Origin of the sequence: Pseudomonas sp. Irchel s3h14, assembly GCF_900187425.1 — a bacterium.
Classification (GTDB): domain Bacteria; phylum Pseudomonadota; class Gammaproteobacteria; order Pseudomonadales; family Pseudomonadaceae; genus Aquipseudomonas.
Genome location: NZ_FYDJ01000001.1, coordinates 335364 through 351365 on the forward strand (window position 1 = coordinate 335364; position 16002 = coordinate 351365).

Annotated in this window: 13 protein-coding genes and 1 pseudogene; 6 read left to right on the top strand and 8 right to left on the bottom strand. The window is 59.4% G+C overall.

From position 1 onward, the window contains the following. Positions 1 to 2: 2 nt before the first annotated feature. Genes CKW16_RS01615 through CKW16_RS01625 form a run of 3 tightly spaced genes read right to left on the bottom strand, consistent with a single transcriptional unit; the run spans position 3 to position 7170 of the window. A complete protein-coding gene (locus tag CKW16_RS01615; protein ID WP_095126945.1) occupies positions 3 to 2717 on the bottom strand; it encodes a putative virulence factor in 2715 nt (904 codons plus the stop codon). Then, positions 2714 to 5779, bottom strand: coding sequence for a virulence factor SrfB (locus CKW16_RS01620; protein ID WP_095126946.1), 3066 nt, complete (start codon positions 5777 to 5779; stop codon positions 2714 to 2716). Before CKW16_RS01620 ends, CKW16_RS01615 begins: the two co-directional genes overlap by 4 nt. Before the next feature lie 17 nt (positions 5780 to 5796). Then, entirely contained in the window at positions 5797 to 7170 is a 1374-nt protein-coding gene (locus CKW16_RS01625; protein ID WP_095126947.1) for an SrfA family protein, read from the bottom strand. Between the two features lie 266 nt (positions 7171 to 7436). On the opposite strand from CKW16_RS01625, the gene CKW16_RS01630 reads away from it, so the two are divergent. Further along, positions 7437 to 8651: an aldose 1-epimerase family protein gene (locus CKW16_RS01630; RefSeq protein WP_095126948.1), complete on the top strand. Its 1215-nt coding sequence runs from the start codon at positions 7437 to 7439 to the stop codon at positions 8649 to 8651. 5 nt (positions 8652 to 8656) lie between these two features. On the opposite strand, the gene CKW16_RS01635 is transcribed toward CKW16_RS01630, so the two are convergent. The 3 genes from CKW16_RS01635 to CKW16_RS01640 form a co-directional block, all read right to left on the bottom strand. Next, positions 8657 to 10150 (bottom strand): YifB family Mg chelatase-like AAA ATPase, encoded by a 1494-nt coding sequence (locus CKW16_RS01635; protein WP_046045074.1) that lies wholly within the window; start codon positions 10148 to 10150, stop codon positions 8657 to 8659. Positions 10151 to 10332: 182 nt separating this feature from the next. After that, a complete protein-coding gene (locus tag CKW16_RS32230) occupies positions 10333 to 10503 on the bottom strand; it encodes a hypothetical protein (protein ID WP_176471501.1) in 171 nt (56 codons plus the stop codon). Positions 10504 to 10537: 34 nt separating this feature from the next. After that, complete coding sequence (locus tag CKW16_RS01640; protein WP_095126949.1) at positions 10538 to 11074, bottom strand: N-acetyltransferase; 537 nt, start codon at positions 11072 to 11074, stop codon at positions 10538 to 10540. A gap of 191 nt (positions 11075 to 11265) precedes the next feature. Here CKW16_RS01640 and CKW16_RS01645 point away from each other — a divergent pair, with 191 nt between their 5' ends. Further along, positions 11266 to 11529, top strand: coding sequence for a HigA family addiction module antitoxin (locus CKW16_RS01645; RefSeq protein WP_095126950.1), 264 nt, complete (start codon positions 11266 to 11268; stop codon positions 11527 to 11529). A 4-nt stretch (positions 11530 to 11533) separates the two neighbouring features. On the opposite strand, the pseudogene CKW16_RS01650 reads toward CKW16_RS01645, so the two are convergent. Both CKW16_RS01650 and CKW16_RS01655 read right to left on the bottom strand, forming a co-directional pair. Beyond that, a pseudogene (locus tag CKW16_RS01650) lies at positions 11534 to 12060 on the bottom strand (Bro-N domain-containing protein). A 427-nt stretch (positions 12061 to 12487) separates the two neighbouring features. Continuing rightward, positions 12488 to 12754: an accessory factor UbiK family protein gene (locus tag CKW16_RS01655; protein ID WP_007894783.1), complete on the bottom strand. Its 267-nt coding sequence runs from the start codon at positions 12752 to 12754 to the stop codon at positions 12488 to 12490. A 418-nt stretch (positions 12755 to 13172) separates the two neighbouring features. Between CKW16_RS01655 and glnK the strand changes: the two genes are divergently transcribed. The 4 genes from glnK (at position 13173) to sutA (ending at position 15951) form a co-directional block, all read left to right on the top strand. After that, the gene (gene glnK / locus CKW16_RS01660) at positions 13173 to 13511 is read left to right on the top strand and encodes a P-II family nitrogen regulator (RefSeq protein WP_002555808.1); all 339 of its coding nucleotides are present in this window, start codon (positions 13173 to 13175) and stop codon (positions 13509 to 13511) included. 35 nt (positions 13512 to 13546) lie between these two features. Continuing rightward, positions 13547 to 14884: an ammonium transporter gene (locus tag CKW16_RS01665; protein WP_095126951.1), complete on the top strand. Its 1338-nt coding sequence runs from the start codon at positions 13547 to 13549 to the stop codon at positions 14882 to 14884. A 215-nt stretch (positions 14885 to 15099) separates the two neighbouring features. Next, a complete protein-coding gene (locus tag CKW16_RS01670) occupies positions 15100 to 15525 on the top strand; it encodes a secondary thiamine-phosphate synthase enzyme YjbQ (protein WP_008030499.1) in 426 nt (141 codons plus the stop codon). Between the two features lie 102 nt (positions 15526 to 15627). Continuing rightward, positions 15628 to 15951, top strand: a complete 324-nt coding sequence (sutA, locus tag CKW16_RS01675; protein ID WP_046045079.1) for a transcriptional regulator SutA — start codon at positions 15628 to 15630, stop codon at positions 15949 to 15951. The last annotated feature ends 51 nt before the right edge of the window (positions 15952 to 16002 follow it).

Sequence of the window (16002 nt, forward strand, 5' to 3'; positions counted from 1 at the left end):
GCTTATCTCGCTGTGAAGGCTGTGAGCACTTGGCCCAGCCGTTCGTTCTGTTCAGGGGTGATTTCGCGCCCGGCGCCATGGCCGGCATTGTCCTGCGTGATGCAGGCCAGGCCCGAGAGCCAGTCGCCGAGATACCGCTGCGCCTGATTCGCCGGTTGCGCCGGCAGCACGGGCACTTGTCCGGGACTGATGTCGGTGTAGAACGAGAACAGCGGCGCCTTGGCTCCGGCGCGACTGTTCGGACGCTCGCTCACCGGCTTCTGGAGGTAGCCGAACCACGACACGAAATCGCGCAGCACCCGTTGCACTTCCAGTACCTGGCGCTCGACCAGTTGATCGCGCCGCGCGCCACTTTGTGCACGTTTGAGGACTGCGCGGCTCAGTTGCCCCGGCAAGTCCTGGCGATAACCGGCGGTGATCAGTTCGTCGACCACCGCTTCCAGCAAGGCCTTTTCCAGACCGAGCAGGTTGAGCAGGCTTTGGCGGGTGGTCAGTTCACGCAGGTGTGCGATCCAGGCCTTGAACGCGGCTTTGGCGAAACGGTGCTCGTTGCTTTGCAATTCGGGTGTCGGAGTGCCGGTTTTGCTGCTGCTGACCGGCGCGTCGTGGCTCAGGTCGTCACCGAAATCGAAATCGAAACCGGCGTCGTTGCCGTACAGGCTCTGGCTCGGCGTCGGTGCGACCGGTTCATCGCTCACGGTTGGCTCATCATCGGTTTCGTACACGCCGCTGAGGTAGAGATCGCGGACCTCTTCACTCGGCATGTCGAGTTGATCGATCAACTCGCCGAGCACCGCCGGACGACGTCCCAGGCTGGTCAGAATCATCTGCGCCTGGGCTTTTTTCGCGGCAGCGGCACCGTCGCCGTCGGCGTGGTACCAGGTACTCAGGCCATGAGTGGTCAGGCCTTCGAGGCATTCGCTCAATTGCTCGCGGATGCGCTGCAGTTTGAATTCGATATTGGCTACGCCCTTGAAACTACCGCTGAAGTGGCTGATGCCACCGTCATCGTTGCGCAGCATTTCTGCCCAGGCGTTGGCAGGATCGTGGATGTGTTTGCACACCAGGTCGTTGCCGGCAAAGCTTGTACCCAGGGCGTCGACTCGCTCCTGGTAACTGGCATTGAGGCCGGTTTCGGCACCCGTCGCGTCTTGTTCGATGAACGCCGCGTCCATGCGCGGTTTGCGCACCAGGAAGGTGTTCTGGAACGGCGTGCCGGCCCAGTCGTTCATCCAGCTCAAGCTGCCGAAGCGCTCGAGCATGGTCAGCTTGACCATGCCGTTCCAGCTCTCGTCGTACTGATCGGGCGTCAGGCTCAGGGAGTTGGTGATGCGCAGGTCGAGCATGGTCAGCGCCCAGATCAGACCAGTGTCGCGTTTGCTGCGAGCGGCCGAGTCGGCGCCTTGGGTCTTTTCGATCCAGCGGGTCAGCACCGGGCCTACGTCGTTGACGTCGCTCTGCTTGGTCGAACCGGTGCAGACCACCAGCGCGTTCATTTCCTGGTTATCGGTGTAGCGTTCGAACAGGTAGGCGACCTTGCCACGCAGGATCAGCTGCGAAACGGAGTTGTCCTTGGTGGCGGATTGCGGGTCGTTGGAGTCGGCGATCTCGTGCAGTTTCTTGCGCCCGCGATAACCGGGGAAGTCCAGCAAGTCGACCTGGTTGACGATGTCGTCCGCCGGGGCTTCGATCAGGCCGAAGGTCATCTCGGCAGTCAGTGCCGCCAATTGCGCAACCGCAATGCCCTGACTGTTTTGCAGGCGTCCGTCGACCTGGGGCCGCACGTCGATCGGCAAGTCCAGCGGGCTGCCGAAGCGCTCGAGGATGTCGACGTTCATGATGCTGTCGCGCTGGCTGTAGGTGTCGTTTTCGAAACTCACCAAGGCATGCAGCGGGGCGAACACGGTCTCGGGCAGGCCCAGCTTGTGCAGCGCGCCGGCCAGTTGCTGGTACACGCGCGTCAGTTCGCTTTGCTCACCCCACAGGATTGAAAACAGCTCGGCACGTTCCTGGAAATTCAGCCGTGGCGCCAGTTGCAACGCTGTCGGCCAATACAGGTGTTCGAGTTTCTTCACCGAATTGCGGAAGTTGTCCCGCAGGTAATCCCACAGCGACACCAGATCGTCGGCGTTAACGCCCGGTTGCAGCGGCCCGGTTTCCCGACCTTCGAACGGTTTCAGCACGCGCAGGATGCGTTCTTCGTCGATCTCGTAGGAAATCCGTTCAAGGTCGAAGTCCTTGAACCAGGAGTTGGCCAGAATCTTCGCCAGCTCGATTTCCTTGAACAGGGTCAGCTCGACCGGGAACTGCGGATCCTGGCTCTGCGTGGCGTGGCGGCTGAAGCGCGTCACCAGGCCGGTGGCTTCCTTGCCGCCACCCACAGGGTTGATGTGCTTGATGAAGTCCAGGCGCTGGCCACCGAAATCGGTTTCCAGTTTGCCGTTCTGACCGGCCGCGAGGGCAGAAATCAGGTAGGACTTGCCGGCCTGGGACAAGCCGAAAAAGCCGATGGTCATCGGCGTGCAGGCCACGCGACCGAGGCTTTGAGCCAGGTTGCGGGCACGGTGCAGGCGGATGTTCAGGTTGTCGGCTTCGCTGTCCAGGCGCGGCGCATTGCCGCGCGTCTGGCCAATCCAGTCCAGCGCCTGACCGGCACCTTTATAAACAGCGGCCCAACTGGCAGAGAGCTGAGTTTGATCGGGGGTCAGATCATTCATTTGCGTTTCACACTTCCACTGTCGAGCCAGTACTTGGTCTCGCTCAGGCCGGCGTCGAGCATGGTGTTGAGTTCCAGCTCGAGGTCGCTGCGCGGGTTGAAGTTGACGTTGTTACTGTTGGATTCGATGTCGCGAACCGAGAGGCGGTCGCTGACCAGATCCTGCTTGCGCGTGTATTTGTCCGCCGGTTTGACCTCAAACCGCACCTTGAGCAGCGGCGCGCTGCCGTTTTCACCGATCGCGCGGGAAAACTTCTCCCGACCGGCCTTGGTGAACCGCAAGGTGTACAGCGGCGAGGCGGCCCAGCGATCAGCGGCCAACTGACGGAAACCGAGGCGCAGATCGCCGCGCATTTCCAGTTGTGGCGTGTCGGCGGCATCGCCAACGCCAATTTCGGGCAGCTTGATTTTGTAGTCTTCGGACTGGATGTCGCGGTACAGCACGTCGGCATCCTTGATCACGTTGTTCAGGTCGATGACGCCGATGTGCTTGACCGTCGAATACGGCTTGAGCGCCGAAGAGCGGAAGTAGAAGTTCGGCACGCTGTGATTGGCGCACAACAGGCAAAGCATGGCACCCACCGACGCGGTGCTTTTCGGGTCGTCGATCCGGCCGTTCTTGTGGAACGGGTACCAGCCGCCGGTGCGGTAGTTTTGCAGCGCCAGAATGCGCCCCGGTGGCAGCGGCAGCACCTTGCGAATGAACGCCTGGATGCCAGGCAGGCGCGAAGGGCGGCCGGTCAGCAGCAAGACATCGCACGGGTAATGCGCGACCACTTCACACAACGCACCGAGAATCTTGGTGATGTTGATCTGGTCGTTGAGGAACGCGGCGTGGAGCTTCTGCAGGTCGAAACTGATCGGCGCGTCATACAGGTCGAAACCGCTCTGACCGCCGACATCGCGGCGCACGGCGGCGTTCACGTAGTCGAGCACGGTCTGGCTGATCGCGTTGTCACCGAGCAACTGGCGGTAGCTCTGTGGGGTGACTTCTTGCGGCACTTGCGGGTCGTAATGCTCGTACGCCTTGAGCAGCGCCAGGCCCAGCGGTGCGAACACCTGCAGGTTCAGTTGCTGGCGCAGAATCATGTCCTGGGCGCTGACCGATTCATCGCCACACAGGCGCGACATCAGCGAATCCGGGGCTTTCACGCCGGTGTTCTGCAAGGCTTTTTCAAAGCTCGGCAGGATGAAGTCCTGGATCACGTCCAGCAGGATGTCATCGCCGGCCACTTTGAAGCCATCGCGAAAACGCTGCTCGGGCACGATGTGCACGTTGCTGCCGCTGCCGGTGTTGCCGGCGCGGTCGAGGCGATAGTCAGTGATGACCAGGTCGGTGGTGCCGCCGCCGATGTCGATGGTTGCCAGGGTGATGCGTTCGCGGTCGGTCTTGTCCGGCCGGGCGATGGTGTCGAAAAACTCTTCCGGGTGACCGGCGAAGTTCTCGTTGACCTCGGTGTACAGGTATACCAACTGGCCGCAGGAGGCTTCGTCCCATTCCACGCGGATGCTCGGGATCGGCGTGCGCGGGCTGACGGCCTGATCCTGATGCGGATCTTCCTCGCCGGCATGCCAGCCGAGGCTCTTCCACACCAGGCCGATGGCTTGCAGCATGCGTTCGTTGAGGATGCTGCGCTCGGCCTGCGGCATGCCCGGCGGCACGGTCAAGGTGATGCTGTTGAGCTGACGCGGTACGCGGGTGTGCCCCTGGCGCGAACGCTGGGCCGGGCTGTTGATTTGCGACAGCGCCTGGGCCAGTACTTCAGCGAGCATGAAAGTCATCAGCGAGCTGCGCGAGTAACGCGGCATGAACACTGGCAGACGATCGTCTTCTTCGAGGCTGTAAAGCGCCTCGCCGGTTTCATTGATCAGGTGCGAGAACGGTGCGGCCGTGGCGTAAGGCTCGTTATCGGTCTTGATGTACGAGCAGTTAAAACGCCAGCCGTGGCCGTAAGCGTTTTCGTCCCACAGATAGCGTTTCGGGCTGGACAGGCCAGTGGACCCTTCGGTGCCGCGACGACGGCTGGCCAGACGGCTGGCCTCATTGCCGACGCGGGCAATCGTTGCCCATTGGAACGCATCGTGACGGCCGCTCTTGACCGAGCAGTGGTCCTTGCCGAAATACGCCTGGGCGAATTCCACGCGGCTTTCGAACGGCAGATTGTAGGTGTGTTCGGGGGTGATCAGGTCGCGCAGTTCCAGCACGTAGTTCTGCTTCAGCCCGGAACCGGCCTGACCGTGGTTCTCGATCAGGATGCCGCAAGTGCGCGAGTTGCCGACGTCCAGCACCAGGTCCACCGGAATCGGCTTGACCAGGCCATTGCTGTCGTTGGCGACCACTTTGAGCTCAGGGATTTCTACTTTTGCCCGGGCCGTCGATTGCTGAGCTGCGGACGGTTTGCTCAACAGGCTGAGCAAGTTGAGGTAGTGCGCCAGGTGGTAGTTGGCGCGGATATCGGTGTCCAGCTCTGCGCGCGAACGGTGGGCATTGCCCTCGTTGAACACTTCCAGCAGCCACTCATTGACCCACGGCTGCGCCAGGAACCAGCGGGTTTCGCTGGCCTTGGTCGCCAGTTTGAAGGACACGCCGGAGCTGATGTCTTCTTCGTTCGGCGCCAGGTAGGCGGTGCCGTCACGCTTGGGCATGACGCGGCTGTCGAACGCCATCGTCAGACGGTGGGTGTTGCCATCGATGTCGGGTGTCGTCAGTTTCACCAGACGCATGCGCGACCAGTTGGTCGGACCTTCGTCGAAACGATGCGGCGGCATGAAGCGGAAAAACGGGGTCGGCAGCCAGATACCGTCCAGCAACTCGAGGCTGCTTTTCATGTCGACGCTGAACGCAGGTTTGGCTTTCTCGACCTTTTCCGGTTCAGGTTCGTAGAAAAAGAAGTCTTTCTCTTCGTTGTATGCCAAGCGGCAGATCAGCCCGCTGATCATCGGCGCGAACTCGCCCGCCGGTTCCTTGCGAGGATCCAGGCGCAGGGCGAAATCCATGAACTGGATGCCGGTGTCGCTGACCAGCGTGACGGTGTCTTCGAATTGGGTGACTTCAGGCAACATGTCGGGTTATTCCGTTTTTATTCGGCCACGTGCCGCATGGACATGGGGAATTGTTCTTTTCCGTAACCGCCGGTGCAGTCTGCGACTGTGGTCGCCCCTTTGCGGCAGTTGACCTTGGGCATGTCGTAAGTGCTGCCATCGCCACACACGGCCTGGCCCTGACTGTCGATGGCCAGGCTGCCACCCTTCATGGTAGCGCTCACCGGCCCGCTGCATTTCGTGCCGTCGGCCTGATGTACGGTGACTTCGCCCTTACCGTCCTTGAGCTGGTATTCCAGACGCAGCGGTTTGCCGGTTCGGCGATCCTGAATACCGGCACCGGCGCGGAACTGACCGTCGAGGAACTTGGCGGCACCGTCGGCGGCGTCTGGCGGGATGCTCAGGGGAGGGCCGGGTTTTGCGGCGGCGGATTTTTCTGCTTCGGGCGATGTGACATCCGGCGGCGCGGTTTTGTTCTCGGGTGGCGCGGTTGGGGATTCGGCTGCCGGGTCGTTGGCTGGGTCTTTGGCCAGGTCTGCCGGTGCGACATCAGCCTCGTTACCCTCGACAGCCGGCGCTTCCACGCCATTCGTTCCGGTCACAGCGGTGCCGGTTCCCGTGGTGGAGCCTACAACGGTCCCCGTCACAGGAACGCCATTGAGCGTCGTGACATTGCCGGTCAGTTGTGGTTCTTCCAGCTGTTTTTCCACCGGCACAATGCCCTCAGGCAGCAGGTCTACCGCCACCAACGGAATCGGGACGCAACCACGCAGACCGAGCAACAGCCACAAAAGCAGCAGCAGGAACGGCAGCAGCAACAGCCACCACCACCAGCGCCGCCACCACGGACGAGCAACCACCGGCACGACGGGCGCAACCACGGGCGCGGCTTCGACCACGGGTGGCAGCGTAAACGCGGGCGGAACTTGATAGAGGCAGTGCAGGGGATCGCGATTGCCGGTACCGGAATGCTCGAAACCCCAAAAGGTCAGCACCGGTTTGCCTTGCACCAGGTAGACGAAGTTTTCGTCGGGGAAATGAATCACACGCTTGAGCAGCTTGCCGAATACGGCTTTGTCGCCTTGCTGCTGTTCGGCTGGATCAGTACCCAGGAAACGCTGGCTCAATTCGTCGAGCGCGGTCTTCAGCGCTTCAAGTTGGCGGCGGGCAGGGGCGCGTTCTTCTTCGGTCGCACTGCTCCACGGGATCACATCGCCGTCGAGGCCGCTGTACCAGTCGATCTGGTTACCGAGCTCATCGCTTTGAGGGATGGCCAGGTGATCGACCATTTCGGGGTTCTTGCGGCGAATGGCTTCGCGCAATTGCAGGGCCGCCCGGTATACCGGTTGACCTGTTTCGCCCAGGGCAGTGAATGACCCGCTCTTACCGCTGCGTAATAGTGCCCCGCGCATTCAAACTCCATATGTTCTGTTGCGCAAAAATGACAGACAAAGGTGTCTGTTCTTGCTCCTGCAATTAGCTGGCGACCTTAATGTCATAATGATGTCGCCGTCAATCTGCCGGAGGTTCAAAACCGTATGAGACTAGCGTAAGAGTGCGGAGGTTGCATGGGGTCAATTTAAATTGGCTTGGGAAGGCTCGGGAGTGTGCTTTTTAAGCTTGCTGAATCGTTTCATCAGCGCTATAAAAAATGCACAACTCCAAGAAAGGCTTACCCATGAATCCGCTCAAACTCGTCGTTGCCTTTAGCGCGTTGTCCGCTGCTTCCCACGCCATGGCCTGGGATTACGTCCTGCTCGACACCGACAAAGCTTCCCAAAACTGGCAGATCACCAGCCAGCAACTGGGGGTGAAAACCGACCAACCTTTCTCAGTGACCCTTCGCACCTTGCACGGCGGTCGGCAAGAGGGCGTCAGCATCGTCGACATCGATAACGGCAACATGAAACTCTCGGTAGTCCCCACCCGCGGGATGAACGTCCTGCAGGCGTCGGTCGGTAATGTGCGCATGGGGTGGGATTCGCCGGTCAAGGACGTGGTCAATCCGTCCTTCATCGAACTCAATGGTCGCGGCGGGCTGGGCTGGCTCGAGGGCTTTAACGAACTGGTCACCCGCTGCGGCTACGAGTGGGTCGGCCATCCGGGCATGGACAACGGTGAACTGCTGACGCTCCACGGCCGCGCCGCCAACATCCCGGCCAGCAAAGTCACGTTGCACATCGATGAAAAACCGCCTTACACCATCAGCCTGCGTGGCGAGCTCAAAGAGCAGGCGTTCAAGAAAGTCGACTTCTCGGTGATGACCGAGCTGGTCACCGAACCCGGCAGCGCAGCGTTCGCCCTCAACGACACCCTCACCAACAACGGTGATTATCCGAAGGAATACCAGGCGCTGTACCACAGCAACTTCAGCACCCCATTCCTGGAACAGGGCGCCCGCTTTGCTGCACCGGTGAAACAGGTCTCGCCGTTCAACGACAAGGCCAAGGGCGATCTGCCGGACTGGCAAACCTACCGCGCGCCGACCAAGGACTACGACGAGACGGTTTACAACGTTGTTCCGTATGCCGATGCCAAGGGCGATACGCTGACTGTGCTGCATAACAAGGCCGGCAGCCTCGGGGTTTCGGTGGGTTTCAATACTCAACAGTTGCCGGTGTTCTCCCTGTGGAAAAACACGGACACCCAAGGGCAGGGCTATGTCACGGGCCTTGAGCCGGGGACGAGCTTTTCCTACAACCGCCGGTATCAACGGCCGCTGAATCTGGTGCCGACGATTGGAGCTAAAGAACAGAAGCAGTTTCAGATCAGCTACAGCTTGCTGGCGGATAAAGGGGCTGTGGATAAGGCGTTGAAACGGGTGAAAGAGATTCAGGGTGGGCGGGAGACGGAGGTGCGGCAGGCGCCGTTGGTGGATCTCACCAAGGAGTAAACCGATCAATTGGCGCTCGGCCGATACTGCAGCGCTTCTGCCAGATGTTCACGGGTGATGCCATCGACCTGTTCAAGGTCTGCCAGCGTGCGTGCGACCTTGAGCAGTCGATGGGCTGACCTGAGTGACAGGGTCAAACGCTCGCAGGCGGTTTCCAGCCAGGCTTCGTCGGTTGTGGATAACTTGCAGTGACGGCGCAGTCCCGGCAAATCAAGGAATGCGTTGGCGCAGCCTTGGCGTTTATGTTGCCGCTCCCGGGCGTTGGCAACCAGCACCGCAGCAGTGGCAGTGTCATCACCGGGTTTGAGCGCAGGATTCAACGCCGTGGCTTCCCGCGCGACGGTCAGGTGCAGGTCGATCCGATCCAGCAGCGGTCCCGACAGCTTGTTGCGGTAGCGTTGGACCATGTCCGGTGTACAACTGCATTTGCCGCTGGGTTCGCCAAGATACCCACAGGGGCACGGGTTCATCGCCGCCACTAATTGAAAGCGAGCCGGAAATCTCACGCGATCCTTGGCGCGGGAAATCACGATGTGACCGGATTCCAGGGGCTCCCTTAAGACTTCCAATACCTTGCGATCGAATTCCGGGAGTTCATCAAGGAACAGAACGCCATGGTGGGCGAGGGTGATTTCACCGGGTTGCGGCTTTGAACCACCGCCCACCAACGCCGGGCCGGAGGCCGAGTGATGGGGCTGGCGGAATGGTCTTTGCGGCCAGTGGCTCAAGGGCACGCAACTGGTGACGGATTGAATGGCTGCGACTTCCAGCGCCTCGTTTTCTGCCAAAGGAGGAAGCAGCCCCGGCAAACGACTCGCCAACAGCGTTTTCCCGGTCCCGGGTGGTCCGCTGAACAGAAGGTTATGAGCGCCCGCCGCCGCAATCAGCAATGCGCGTTTGGCCGAAAGTTGTCCCTGCACTTCATTCAGGTCCGGATAGGGTTTGCTGGCGTAGAGCAACCCGTTGGAAACGTAGGGCTCGACCGGCGTATGTCCATTGAAGTGCGCAACGGCTTCCAGCAGGTGATCCACGGCAAACACCTTCAGCCCCGACGCCAGGCACGCTTCCTCAGCATTCGCCCGCGGCACCATCAGCGAGCGCCCGGCCTTGCGTGCGGCCAGCGCAGCGGGCAACACGCCTCTCACCGCACGTACCGCGCCTGACAGCGCCAATTCTCCGAGGCATTCAATGTCATCCAGCGTCAACGTCGGCACCTGGACGCTGGCGGACAGAATCCCCAGGGCAATCGCCAAATCGAATCGTCCGCCGTCCTTCGGTAGGTCAGCGGGAGCGAGATTCAAGGTGATGCGCCGTGCAGGAAATTGCAGGCCCGAATTGATGATCGCACTGCGTACTCGATCCTTGCTTTCCTTCACGGCTGCTTCGGGTAAACCGACCATTGTCAGCGATGGCAAGCCGTTGGCCAGGTGGACTTCGACGGTGACGGCGGGCGCATCCACGCCAATCTGGGCGCGGCTGTGGACGATGGAAAGAGACATGGTCGTTCCTTGAGCTTTTTACGGGGGCCGCTTCCTGCGGGTTTTTGAAGGGTAGACGGGGGCGATGGATCTGGGGCGTGGTTATGCAGGCAAACTTTCACTGGATGTTGCGGACACGGAGCGGGGTAGTTGCGAGGCACAAAAAAACCGCCATTCAGACGGTTTTTTTCAAGAAGCGGTATTTAGTTTCTTCCACCAGCCAACCAACCACTTGGTTCAAGTTCTTTGCCGCGCGCGATGGCGACTTCAATAAAGCGTCGTTGATTAGCCGATAAATTCCCAGCCAAGCGACGTGCTTCGGCGTGAAACTCAACAAGTTGTAACAGCGTCGCCTTCCGCTTTTTTGGGCTCATACAATCCTCCTGCGATTGGATGCATATTTTGATGTTATTGGCCGCTCAAGTAGATGACAAGGCGGTTGGTCTGGTCGAATTCGAACCCGAGCTCTAGATAGTAAAAAACAACGTTCGGATCTGGATCCTGGATTTCGATCTCTCTGCATCCCAGCATACGCGCATAGAAATCTGCGGCCAGTATTGCGATGGGAGCTATCAAGCCACGAAGCGGATGGGATTTGTCTGGATCCCCCTGCAAAAGAATTACCTTCAGACAGATAGCGCTCCTGCGCGGTGTTGCATAGCACAAGCCGCACAGATTCTGCTCATACCAAATTGCCAAATCCAAACCCTTGGCATCTTTGCGCTTCCAGTCGGGAATGTGATCCCACGCGTAGATGGCTGCTCCTTCCCATAAATGACATTTCTCTATCGCTGTGGCGGTAATCGGCTCGAACCTGACAGCTGATACGTCGATTTTTAAAGTACGAGGCGCGACTTTTTTAATAAATGCTTTGTAGGTGAGCTTCCTTGCATCCGATTTAAAAGTCTGATTACGAAGGTCCGTGCCTTTTCCTTTTCTTCTCATTGCTAGCGTCTATCGAAGATGAAGGCGCAAGCGTAGAGGGCTGGTGGCGAACGATAAATCAGGCCATGGAGCTGCTTTTTGTAGGACTGTGCCTAGATAGATGAAGGACGCCGGTGAAAGAGCTCGGGTGGTCTTGCTTGATGAAGGTTGCCGATTATGATCACGCCTAAATGCAGCCATAGGAGGCGTACATGAACCGGATTGGGATGCGCCCGATTCATCCTGGTGAAATTCTCCGCAAGGAGTTTTTGACGCCACAGGGCATTACAACGGCGGCTTTGGCTCGCTCGCTGAAGGAGCCTGTGGCTGAAGTGAGCAACGTTGTGAGGCAGCAGAGCGGTGTCAGTGCTGGTCTGGCGAAGAAGCTATCCATGCTTTTGAATACCACGCCCGAATTCTGGCTGAATCTGCAATCGAGCTACGATCTTCGTAGCGCCGAAATCGAGCATGGATGAGCGCTTAAAGCGAATGCAACGCTCGAGAAGCTTTTTTCCACCATGGAAGGTTGACCGGACGCTGCGTCTGCTCGCCGCTCGGCAGCATATGTGGAACATCCTGCAACCGAATCCACGGTTGATTATTCCAATGCAACAGGCTCAACGACATCTCTGGCCAGTTCAGCAGGCTCAGAATCGGGCGTTCGGTTGAGGTGGGTTGTTGGGCGTCTCTGAGGGCGGGGACCACGTCGTGGGTCAGCCTTCGCGCAGGCCTCGGTATTCGGGGCAGTAGTGGTAGACCAGTAGCGCGTAGACGCCGGACTCGCTGATCAGCAGGGTGTTTTCGATGCATCCGTGGATGAGCATTTGGGCGGTTTGGCGTTGGTCGGGGTCGAGTTTTCGGACGGCTCGTTCGTCGAGGAAAAGCCTGAGCAATCGGCCGAGGTCGCGGGCGCTGAACCAGGCTTGGTTTTCCAGGAGGAGGGCGTGAAGGTGGAGTTTGTGGCGGGTGAAGACGCGGGGGATCAGATGAGAGTCATTGCGAATCATCGAAAGCTCCTTTTGCTAAAGGGGCTGCCGGCAATCGTCGCCAAACGAATGGGTGGCAGCTATACGCGGGTTGGCGAACCGGAGCAAAAGGAACCCGGCAGATCCGAAGATCTCCCACGCACAGCCGCCATGACTCGATATGACGGAAATTAGCCCGCCATCGGATGGTCGTCGTGCTCCTTAAGCCTTCCAGGTCGCCAAACCCAGTGCTGAAATATTCAGCTGAGGGTGAGCTTAGGAACCGGGGCTTTGCGACGCAATCGGACGGCGGATGTGATCTTTGTAGGACTCAGCCTGGAATTAGCGCTGAATGATCGTCCCCACGCTCTGCGTGGGAATGCATCCCGTGACGCTCTGCGTCACATTCTGAAGCGGAACGCGGAGCGTCCCTGGCGGCATTCCCACGCAGAGCGTGGGAACGATCAGGTTACTCGGCGTCAGCCGGCGGATTCAGCTTCGCTTCCAACTCCGCAACCTTCGCCTCAAGACTTTCCAACCGTGCCCGAGTCCGTGCCAGCACGACCATCTGGCTATCAAACTCTTCCCGGCTTACCAGGTCCAGCTTGCTGAAGCCGCTCTGCAACAGAGCCTTGAACTGGCTTTCGATTTCGCTTTTCGGCAGTGGGGTGTCGCCGCTGAAGAGGCGGGAGGCGGTGCCGCTCAGGGCATCGAGGAAGTCTTTGGGCGCGAGCATGGGAAATGTCCTGTCAACAATGGCGGGCAGTGTATCACGCAGTGTCTATAGTCAATCTCGCCGACAGGGGTGCACGCTTTTCGCGCATGGGGACGGACGGCTGCGCACTGTTGTTGTGCGTATCCGTCGGGCCATTTGCGCGCAGCAGCTTGCGACAGCGGCCAAAGGCTTGAAATCAGTGGGTTTTGGCGAGATGGCAAGCTTTCTGCTTAGTCCGTAGTAACCCATGCACTGATGCAGTCGCTGTGACGAATGCAGTGCGCCAAGCGGAACGGGGGAAATGTTTCGTGCGGAGTGGTTAGCAGGCGTCGGACGGGCAGGTAAGGCCGACGATGCGTTACAAAGCCAGGCACTGCGCTTAGACTTGAGTCGGGTTTGTTTTCCTGGGGCAAGTCCACCAATTCGGGAGAGAGTTTTCATGAAGCTAGTCACTGCCATCATCAAGCCGTTCAAACTGGACGACGTACGCGAGTCGCTGTCCGAGATCGGCGTGCAGGGCATTACCGTTACTGAAGTCAAAGGCTTCGGTCGGCAGAAGGGTCACACCGAGCTGTACCGCGGCGCGGAATACGTGGTCGATTTCCTGCCAAAGGTGAAGATCGATGTCGCCATTGACGACAAGGATCTTGACCGGGTTATCGAGGCGATAACCAAGGCTGCCAACACCGGCAAGATCGGGGACGGCAAGATCTTCGTGGTCAATCTGGAACAGGCGATTCGCATCCGTACCGGCGAAACCGATACCGACGCAATCTAAGCCGCCACAAACCCAACGCCCCAGGAGAAAACAATATGACTCTGCGTAAATTCGCAGGGCTAGGAGCCCTGTTGTCCCTCGTAATGCCCAGCCTGGCTATGGCGGCAGACGAAGTGGCGGCCCCAGTCCTCAATTCCGGCGACACTGCCTGGATGATGACCTCGACAGCCCTCGTGCTGTTCATGACCATTCCCGGCCTCGCGCTGTTCTACGGCGGCATGGTTCGCTCCAAAAACATTCTTTCCGTGATGATGCAGTGCTTTGCCATTACCGGTCTGATCAGCATCCTGTGGGTCATTTATGGCTACAGCATCGCGTTCGACACCACCGGCATGGAACAGGGCGTCGTCAACTTCAACTCATTCTTCGGCGGCATGGGCAAGGCTTTCCTCGCCGGTGTCACGCCATCGAGCCTGACCGGTCCCGCGGCGCTGTTCCCTGAGGCGGTGTTCATCACCTTCCAGATGACCTTCGCCATCATCACCCCTGCGCTGATCGTCGGTGCCTTCGCCGAGCGGATGAAGTTCTCCGCGATGCTGATCTTCATGGGCGTCTGGTTCACCCTGGTTTATGCACCGATTGCGCACATGGTCTGGTCCGGTAACGGCGGCCTGATGTGGGACTGGGGCGTGCTGGACTTCGCCGGCGGCACCGTGGTGCATATCAACGCCGGTGTGGCCGGTCTGATTGCCTGCCTGGTACTGGGCAAACGCAAAGGCTTCCCGACCACCCCGATGGCGCCGCACAACCTCGGTTACACCCTGATGGGCGCTGCCATGCTGTGGGTTGGCTGGTTCGGCTTCAACGCCGGTTCCGCCGCAGCCGCCAACGGCACGGCCGGTATGGCGATGCTGGTGACCCAGATCGCAACCGCCGCCGCTGCATTGGGCTGGATGTTCGCCGAGTGGATTACTCACGGCAAACCAAGTGCCCTGGGTATCGCTTCGGGTGTTGTGGCCGGTCTGGTTGCAATCACCCCAGCCGCTGGCACCGTGGGCCCGATGGGCGCTCTGGTCATCGGTCTGGCAGCCGGCGTGGTGTGCTTCTTCTGCGCCACCACCCTGAAACGCAAACTCGGTTATGACGATTCCCTGGACGCCTTCGGTGTGCACGGCATCGGCGGTATCCTCGGCGCGATTCTGACCGGTGTGTTCGCTGCACCGGCCCTGGGCGGCTTCGGCACTGTCACCGACATCGGTGCACAAGTCTGGATTCAACTGAAAGGCGTAGGCTTCACGGTGATCTACACCGCGATCGTCACCTACATCATCCTCAAGGTGCTGGACGCTGTCATGGGTCTGCGTATCACTGAGGAAGAAGAGGCGGTCGGCATCGATCTGGCACTTCACAACGAACGCGGCTACAACTTGTAAGTACGCGCACAAAAAAAATTGCCCGGCTTGCCGGGCATTTTTTTGTCTGGAGTTTGTCAGTGAAGGAACTGCTGAAAGGTTTTTTCGTACACGTTTAGTGGCGTTTACGACGGGCGTTTTTCTGCGGCCAATGGCTTACATGATAGAAGGAATATTAGGGCCTTTGTTTTTTCCCAGAGCGCGCTAGAATGCGCCCCGAACGTGCGGAGAACTGTATGTGGCAACAGACTCTGATTACCCTGCGGGCGAGGCCCCGGGGCTTTCATCTGGTAACGGACGAGTTACTCGCCGGCCTGCCTGAACTCAAGGCATGTCGGGTCGGTCTGTTGCATTTGTGGCTGCAGCATACCTCGGCGTCGTTGACCATCAACGAGAACGCCGATCCGGCGGTACGTCGCGACTTCGAACGATTTTTCAATCGTCTGATCCCACAAGGAACAGACGGCTATGAGCATAACGACGAAGGCCTGGACGACCTCCCGGCGCACTTCAAGGCCAGCGTGCTTGGCTGTCAGCTCAGTTTGCCGATTTCGGCAGGCCGACTGGCGCTGGGAACCTGGCAAGGCGTTTATCTGGGCGAGCACCGTGATTTTGGCGGTGCCCGTAAAGTCCTCGCCACCGTGCACGGTGAAGAGGCATAAACCGCTGGTTACCAGCGGTTGTAGAATTTTTTCCGGCAGCCTTCGACAGACGGCGAAGCTGGGCTATAACTAATCTGCTTTTCGCAAGTCATGAGGTAGAACATGAGCGACGATGATCTGGAAAACGACGACCTCGAAGTAGGCGACGACGACGAAACCGAAGAAGGTCTGGAAACAGCAGCGGAAGACGTTGCTGACGACGATGGCGGTGAAGCGCCCGTTCCGACCGCCAAAGGCAAAGCCAAGGCAGCGGTATCGGTCGATGAGCTGCCGAGCGTCGAAGCGAAAAACAAGGAGCGTGATGCTCTGGCGCGGGCCATGGAAGAGTTCCTGGCCAAGGGCGGCAAGGTGCAGGAAGTGGAGGCCAATGTGGTCGCCGATCCGCCCAAGAAGCCTGATAACAAGTACGGCAGCCGGCCTATCTGAGCCTGCTACTTGCTTGCTGAAAAAGCCCGCCGTCGCTGCGGGCTTTTTCAT

Coding starts and splice junctions, on each gene's coding strand:
- CKW16_RS01645 (WP_095126950.1), top strand. CDS start 11,266: ATGAACCGGATTGGGATGCGCCCGATTCATCCTGGTGAAATTCTCCGC.
- CKW16_RS01655 (WP_007894783.1), bottom strand. CDS start 12,754: ATGCTCGCGCCCAAAGACTTCCTCGATGCCCTGAGCGGCACCGCCTCC.
- CKW16_RS01665 (WP_095126951.1), top strand. CDS start 13,547: ATGACTCTGCGTAAATTCGCAGGGCTAGGAGCCCTGTTGTCCCTCGTA.
- CKW16_RS01670 (WP_008030499.1), top strand. CDS start 15,100: ATGTGGCAACAGACTCTGATTACCCTGCGGGCGAGGCCCCGGGGCTTT.
- CKW16_RS01635 (WP_046045074.1), bottom strand. CDS start 10,150: ATGTCTCTTTCCATCGTCCACAGCCGCGCCCAGATTGGCGTGGATGCG.
- CKW16_RS01615 (WP_095126945.1), bottom strand. CDS start 2,717: ATGAATGATCTGACCCCCGATCAAACTCAGCTCTCTGCCAGTTGGGCC.
- sutA (WP_046045079.1), top strand. CDS start 15,628: ATGAGCGACGATGATCTGGAAAACGACGACCTCGAAGTAGGCGACGAC.
- CKW16_RS01640 (WP_095126949.1), bottom strand. CDS start 11,074: ATGAGAAGAAAAGGAAAAGGCACGGACCTTCGTAATCAGACTTTTAAA.
- CKW16_RS01620 (WP_095126946.1), bottom strand. CDS start 5,779: ATGTTGCCTGAAGTCACCCAATTCGAAGACACCGTCACGCTGGTCAGC.
- CKW16_RS01625 (WP_095126947.1), bottom strand. CDS start 7,170: ATGCGCGGGGCACTATTACGCAGCGGTAAGAGCGGGTCATTCACTGCC.
- CKW16_RS32230 (WP_176471501.1), bottom strand. CDS start 10,503: ATGAGCCCAAAAAAGCGGAAGGCGACGCTGTTACAACTTGTTGAGTTT.
- glnK (WP_002555808.1), top strand. CDS start 13,173: ATGAAGCTAGTCACTGCCATCATCAAGCCGTTCAAACTGGACGACGTA.
- CKW16_RS01630 (WP_095126948.1), top strand. CDS start 7,437: ATGAATCCGCTCAAACTCGTCGTTGCCTTTAGCGCGTTGTCCGCTGCT.